7 protein-coding genes are annotated in these 6,328 nt (G+C 41.2%); 3 read left to right on the forward strand and 4 right to left on the reverse strand.

Annotated elements, in window-relative coordinates:
* Positions 1–13: 13 nt before the first annotated feature.
* Both ACFO6W_RS13735 and ACFO6W_RS13740 read left to right on the forward strand, forming a co-directional pair.
* On the forward strand, positions 14–1,348 hold the full coding sequence (locus tag ACFO6W_RS13735; RefSeq protein WP_379997366.1) for a DUF4097 family beta strand repeat-containing protein: 1,335 nt from the start codon (positions 14–16) through the stop codon (positions 1,346–1,348).
* 94 nt (positions 1,349–1,442) lie between these two features.
* Positions 1,443–2,144, forward strand: coding sequence for a GIN domain-containing protein (locus ACFO6W_RS13740; RefSeq protein ID WP_379997368.1), 702 nt, complete (start codon positions 1,443–1,445; stop codon positions 2,142–2,144).
* A 74-nt stretch (positions 2,145–2,218) separates the two neighbouring features.
* Here the strand turns inward: ACFO6W_RS13740 and purE are convergent, their stop codons facing one another.
* Genes purE through rpoN form a run of 4 tightly spaced genes read right to left on the reverse strand, consistent with a single transcriptional unit; the run spans position 2,219 to position 5,346 of the window.
* Positions 2,219–2,725, reverse strand: coding sequence for a 5-(carboxyamino)imidazole ribonucleotide mutase (gene purE, locus ACFO6W_RS13745; RefSeq protein WP_379997370.1), 507 nt, complete (start codon positions 2,723–2,725; stop codon positions 2,219–2,221).
* Positions 2,726–2,729: 4 nt separating this feature from the next.
* Positions 2,730–3,110 (reverse strand): glycine cleavage system protein GcvH, encoded by a 381-nt coding sequence (gcvH, locus tag ACFO6W_RS13750; protein WP_006800830.1) that lies wholly within the window; start codon positions 3,108–3,110, stop codon positions 2,730–2,732.
* Positions 3,111–3,136: 26 nt separating this feature from the next.
* Positions 3,137–3,889: a phosphatase PAP2 family protein gene (locus ACFO6W_RS13755; protein ID WP_379997372.1), complete on the reverse strand. Its 753-nt coding sequence runs from the start codon at positions 3,887–3,889 to the stop codon at positions 3,137–3,139.
* On the reverse strand, positions 3,886–5,346 hold the full coding sequence (gene rpoN / locus ACFO6W_RS13760) for an RNA polymerase factor sigma-54 (protein WP_379997374.1): 1,461 nt from the start codon (positions 5,344–5,346) through the stop codon (positions 3,886–3,888). The genes ACFO6W_RS13755 and rpoN overlap by 4 nt, the downstream gene beginning before the upstream one ends.
* A 704-nt stretch (positions 5,347–6,050) precedes the next feature.
* Here rpoN and ACFO6W_RS13765 point away from each other — a divergent pair.
* The coding region (locus ACFO6W_RS13765; RefSeq protein ID WP_379997376.1) for a hypothetical protein at positions 6,051–6,328 on the forward strand (278 nt) is incomplete at its 3' end.

Consider the following 6,328-nt stretch of genomic DNA (forward strand, 5'->3'; position numbering starts at 1 on the left):
AAATGTACACACGATGAAGAAGAATATATTATTAACGGTTTTATGCTGCCTTACCCTCTTTCATACATTTGCGAATGAAAGCACAGGTAATCAGCCTCAGGACTCTGTCAAAGTATTCAAAAAGAAACTGAATCTCAATCTGGATAAGGTGTTGGATGGAATAGACATAGATTCAAGCCAGTTCATGGAATTAAATGGACCCAATCTCGATCTTAATATGGACTCTATCACGGCATTGAACGACTTCATCATCAATATAAACACAGATTCTATCACAGCACTGGCCATGAACGCTGCAAAAGAGGGTATTAAAACAGCGAAGTCAAGTCTCAGGAATCTCAATGTTGATGGCAAAGGATACACCGCTTATGCCTTTAGCTATGATAGTAAAGGGACTAAACAACGTGCTGAAGGTACACCTACCCGTATAGAAAAGAAGAGCTTTTCGAATATATCCGAGATCGAATTCTTCCATAAATACGGAAATATAATAGTCAAGGAATCAAATTCGAGTCAGATAGATCTGGAGATACAATATTTCGATAAGAGGGATCAATCCGCTTCATGTAATATAACAACAAGCAATAAGCTTCTTTCCATCACTACGAATAATACCGGCAGGAGTAATTCGAAACCTCAGATTAATTATATAATAGCTGTTCCTAAAAATATATCTCTGAATATTAATCTGGACTATGGCGATGTGAAATTGGATAAACTAAACGGAAGTCTCGACGCGAACCTTTCGTACAGTGATCTCTCGGCACAGGCTTTAAATAAGGCTGCCTCAGTAAAAGCACGGTATAGTGATGTGAAAATAGGAGAAGCACAGGATATTAACATATCGGGATCTTATTCGGATTTCAGGATAGAGAAGGCAAAGAGAGTAGAGTCGTCTGGTAACTATAACGATTGCCGGTTCAATAACGTACAAACCCTTGTGATTCCTAAATCCTCCTCATACGGTGATATGAAAATAGGTACTATCGGCAGTATGACAGGGCAGCTGATGTATGCAGATATAATTATAGACAACCTGCTGTCCGATATCGACATTCGCAGTTCTTATGGCGATGTCACGATTAGGGGAATGTCGCCTAAAGTGAAAACGATAAATGTAAAAGGCAGTTACTGCGATGTTTCAATAGGTTTTCCATTGAATATGTCTGCAACATTTGACGCAAGCCTTATATACGGAGATCTCAATATCTCGAAAAAGTATACTGTAAAATATACCGAATCCATTGAAAAGAGTAATAAGGTGACTAAGAAAGGCCAGATAGGAAGCGGTACGCCTACTGCAACTATAGTAGTGTCCAATAATTATGCAGATATTGATATAAGGTAAGCAAAAGAAGGTGTTTAATGTAATATTATTAAATAGTAACTGATTATTGCTGAAAGTAATAAATAGGTCTGTGACCTTAAAAACAGAAAGAACTATGAAAGTAAAAAGTATTATCCTGTTAGCAGTGTGTTGTGTGATATCTTTAGGTATATCGGCACAAGTTGTAAAAGAAAAGAAACCGGTAAGTTCATTTAACAAGATTGCCGTAAGTGGAGGTATAGACATTTATTTTTCCCAAAGCAACTCGCACTCATTGGAGATTGAAACCGATGCGGAGAATATGCCGAAAATTGAAATAACAGTAAGTAATGGCAATCTCGAACTGAAGCGGAAAGACGGCGAGCGTTTTAAGAAAAACTCCAGAATATACGCCTATGTTTCTGCCCCTGCATTAGATGCGATAGCCATATCGGGTGGTTCGGATTTCAATGCGAAAGAATTGAATAATAAAGGAGCGTTGTCTATCGCAGCATCAGGCGGTGCGGATATAGAGATAGACCGGTTGAATGTAAATGAGGCAAATTTTGCTTTCTCCGGAGGTTCCGACTCTGATATCAAGGATTTAAGAGCGAATAAGCTCAAGATAGCAGCATCAGGCGGAAGCGATTCAAATATAAATATCGGCAGTGCAGATGACGTAAGCCTTTCCGTTAGTGGCGGAGCCGATGTAGAACTATCGGGAAAGGTGAAGGTTATCTCTGTCAGTTGCAGTGGGGGAGCCGATGTTGATATCAAAAAACTGACATACGAAACTATCAATGCCCACAAGTCGGGTGGAGGTAGCATAAGTAAGTAATAGATTTGTGATAAGAATAGAGGTGTACCCGAAAGTACACCTCTACTTTCTTTTACTTCGAACGAGACCGCTTCTTAATTCGTCTTGAACTTATACTGAACTTTGGCTAAATCTTCATTAGCCTTTTCAATTTTACTTTTCAAGGTTTCTTTGTAAGCGATCAGTTTCTTATGCAGGTCTTCATCTCCCGTAGCTATCATTTGCAGGGCAAGGATAGCTGCATTCTGGGAACCATTGATACCCACTGTGGCAACAGGTATTCCCGGAGGCATTTGCACGATAGCCAGCAATGCGTCCATTCCGTCGAGCGAAGCATCGATAGGGACTCCGATAACAGGAATAGATGTCATGGAAGCTATAACACCCGGAAGATGGGCTGCCATGCCGGCGGCCGCGATAATAACTTTGATTCCGCGTTCGTGGGCTGCTTTAGCGAAAGCCTCTACACGTTCGGGAGTACGGTGTGCCGACAAAGCGTTTATCTCGAATGGAATCTCCATTTCATCGAAAAACTTTGCAGCTTTTTCCATTACGGGAAGGTCGGATGTACTTCCCATAATTATACTTACGATAGGTTTCATTTAATTATTTACCAATTAGTTTTTTGTAATCTGCTGCCGAAAGCAGACTGTCCAACTGGGCAGCATCGCTTACAGCAATTTTAATAATCCAGCCTTTTCCGTATGGATCTTCGTTAATCAATTCAGGCTTGTCTTCCAGATCGGCATTTACTTCGAGTACTTCTCCGGATACAGGCATCAACAGGTCAGAAACGGTCTTTACAGCTTCTACGCTGCCGAATACTCCGTCTTTGTCGATTGTTTCCCCTTCGGTAGTAACATCTACATAAACGATTTCACCCAGTTCGCTTTGAGCAAATTCTGTAATACCAACTACAGCTTTATCACCTTCAACTTTGATCCACTCGTGATCTTTTGAATACTTCAGATTTTCAGGAAAATTCATAATCTCTTTATTTATGTATTAATAAATTATAAGTTCTTAATAAACATGATAACACCCCAATATGCCCCCACCAGTACACACAGGTATGAAACGATAAGACCAACCAAGAAGCCCGTATATACCTGTCCGGGAGTATGCCGTTGAAGCGTCAGCCGGGACACGCCCAAACACCCTGCTAAGATAAACAAAATGATGAACAAAATGAATGGATTCAGCCCTTTAACGTAGTAACAAACTGACAAAGTGCAACCAATCAGCGCTCCGATCCCCATCATATGTGCACTGATCTTCCAATATCTGGTTGTGACGGCAGCTATAACGATCAGAACGGGAGGAGCAACCAGTATCCCGATAAACCATGCATATAATCCGGCCGACACAAAGTAGTATATCAATAAGCCGTAAGAACAGAACGCCGCGACAAAAGGAATAAACCTGTCATTCCTGTTTTTCAGGTCATAATCTTTTATCAGCCCGGCTTTTCTCAAAAAGTATATGCTACTCGCGGGAATCACGCATGTAAGGAAAAATACGGGAGTGATAAACCGCATGAACTGTCCGGCAAAGATCAGCCTGAAATCCGTATACAGAAACAAAAGTGAGACACTATACACTCCCATAAAAAAGGGATGCAGGATAATAGATATTATCCGGGCAAGAAGTGGCTCTTTTTCTTTTGGTGGTTCATATGAGAACGGCGATTTACCGGAGCCGTACTTATCGCCGGCATTAGCGGGATTGTTTCTTATCTCCGGCACATTGTCTGTTTCTTCTATCATATTTCCTTTCTTAATCGGGCAACAGGCAAGTTCATCTGTTCCCGGTATTTAGCTACAGTACGGCGGGCAATTATATACCCCTTCTCTTTCAGTATCTCTGAAAGCCTGTCGTCTGTAAGTGGTTTCTTCTTGTCTTCGTGTTCGATACATTCTTTTAATATGGCTTTCACTTCGCGGGAAGAAATTTCCTCGCCCGTGTCGGTCTGCATCGATTCCGAAAAGAAGTATTTAAGCGGGTAAATCCCGAAACTGGTTTGTACATATTTACTGTTGCTCACCCGTGATATGGTGGATATATCGTATCCTGTACGTTGAGCTACATCTTTCAGTATCATTGGTTTCAACTGGGCTTCATCCCCTGTAAGGAAGAAGTCGTACTGCATATCCATTATCGCCTGCATGGTACGCTGGAGTGTATCCTGCCTCTGTTTGATAGCATCAATGAACCAGCGGGCGGAATCCAGCTTCTGCTTTACGAATAAAACAGCATTCTTACTGTCGGCGGACATGCTTTCCTTATTATCGGCATACCCTTTGAGCAGGTCGGAATATTCACGGCTTACCTTCAGGTCGGGAATATTGCGATTGTTCATGCTTAGCAGAAGTTCTCCGTTATATGTTTCCACGATAAAATCGGGAATGATGGTACTCAGGGTTATGGACATGGAATCTCCCCAGTTATTCCCCGGTTTGGGATTCAGCGTGGTAATTTCCTGTATCGCACCTTTCAGCCCAGTCTCATCAATATCCAGTTGCCTGATGATCTTATCATAATGTCTTTTAGAGAACTCTTCGAAATAATCTGCAATTATCTTTATAGCTAATTCTGTATTATCTGATTTTTCTTTCCGGGTTAATTGCAAAAGGAGGCATTCCTGCAGATTCCGTGCTCCTATACCTGCCGGCTCAAAGTCCTGGATTATCTTTAGGATTTCTTCGAGTTTAGAGACGGAAATGTCGAGGTTCTGCTGAAAAATAAGGTCATCCGAAATTGCAGAAAGAGACCTGTCAAGATAACCGTTTTCATCAATGTTTCCAATAATATATTCGGCTACTTTTTCATCATTCTTCTCCAATTCACATTCGCCCAATTGCTCTATCAGGTATTCGTGCAGGGAAGCGGCTACCGAGAACGGTATTTCTTCTTGTTTACCCGAGGCTTGTCTATTGCTGTCCCGTAATTGATAATCAGGAATCTCTTCTTCATTCATATAGTCACCTAAAGTCAGATCTTCCTGCGATATATTTCCATCGTCTTCCGAATTGTACTCATCATCGAAATCCGATGTGTCATCTGTCGCTTCAAGACCTTCTTCAAGAGCCGGATTATCTTCGAGCTCCTGCTTTATTCGCTCTTCCAACTCAATAACAGGCAACTCGGTTAATTTAATAACCTGCATCTGAAGAGGCGAAAGCTTCTGTTGCTGCTTGAGTTGTAAGGACTGTTTTAGAGCCATAAAATGCTTGATAAATTCTACTAAGACAAAGATAATAATAAAAACAATATTTTAACGTAATGGTTCAGCTATTGAATAACATAAGAATTGTAAAGTTTCTTCTTCTTGGTCTCCGGAAGGGCAGAGCCATTAAACTCTGTGAGTTTTTGGTCATACAGAGAAATACAGGACGGCACCGGGTATTTTGTTAAAATCTGACATATCTGACAGAAAACTAATGTGCCGATTAGTAAATTTGCCGATGTGCCAATTGAATTGCAAATCGACGGAGTCAAACTCCTCCGCTTGCGCGGACTTCCAGTCCGTGTCTTGTTGACAGGGCAAAAATGTTTGCTACGCAACACACAGACGGGACGTCTGGGCGAGCGGGGTCAAAAAGGTAACAAAGGTAAATGGTATTTGTAATCAATTGATAATAAATACATAAGCCTGCTTTTTAAAAATAGTGAGTAACAACCGGGTAACAAAAATGCAGAAAACAACATTCGCCTGGAAAGATTAAGTCTGTAAAGATACATTTCTTTTCCGATACCACCAACTACCTTTCTTTTCCTTTCCATGACATCCCTGTACGGCCATAATCAAGCGTCAAAAATAACGGTTGCAAGATATAACATATTTTATTTATAACGGGTACTGTTTTACATGATTTTAAATTAAAGCCTTACATTTGCAATCTAACAACCTGTTTTTTATAAGCGGTCATGAGGGCAAAAGATTATATCGAAAAAAATAAAAACAGCATCAGCCATTTGGAGGAAGTTACACAGGCCATAGCTGACCTGTATCCCCTCCGTTCCGATGAGGTTGCAACCGGTGAATACCATGAGCGTATCCTGACCGCCGACCGGCGGTACCAAAAGTACAGGTACTCCGCGATGGATTATGAACTGAATAAAAGCATCATGGCCGGGCAAAAGCCTGTCTTTGCCTACAATCCCGGTGAAATAAATAAAGATACGGCCCCGGCAGTGCGCCTTGA

Origin of the sequence: Dysgonomonas termitidis, assembly GCF_042654545.1 — a bacterium.
Classification (GTDB): domain Bacteria; phylum Bacteroidota; class Bacteroidia; order Bacteroidales; family Dysgonomonadaceae; genus Dysgonomonas; species Dysgonomonas termitidis.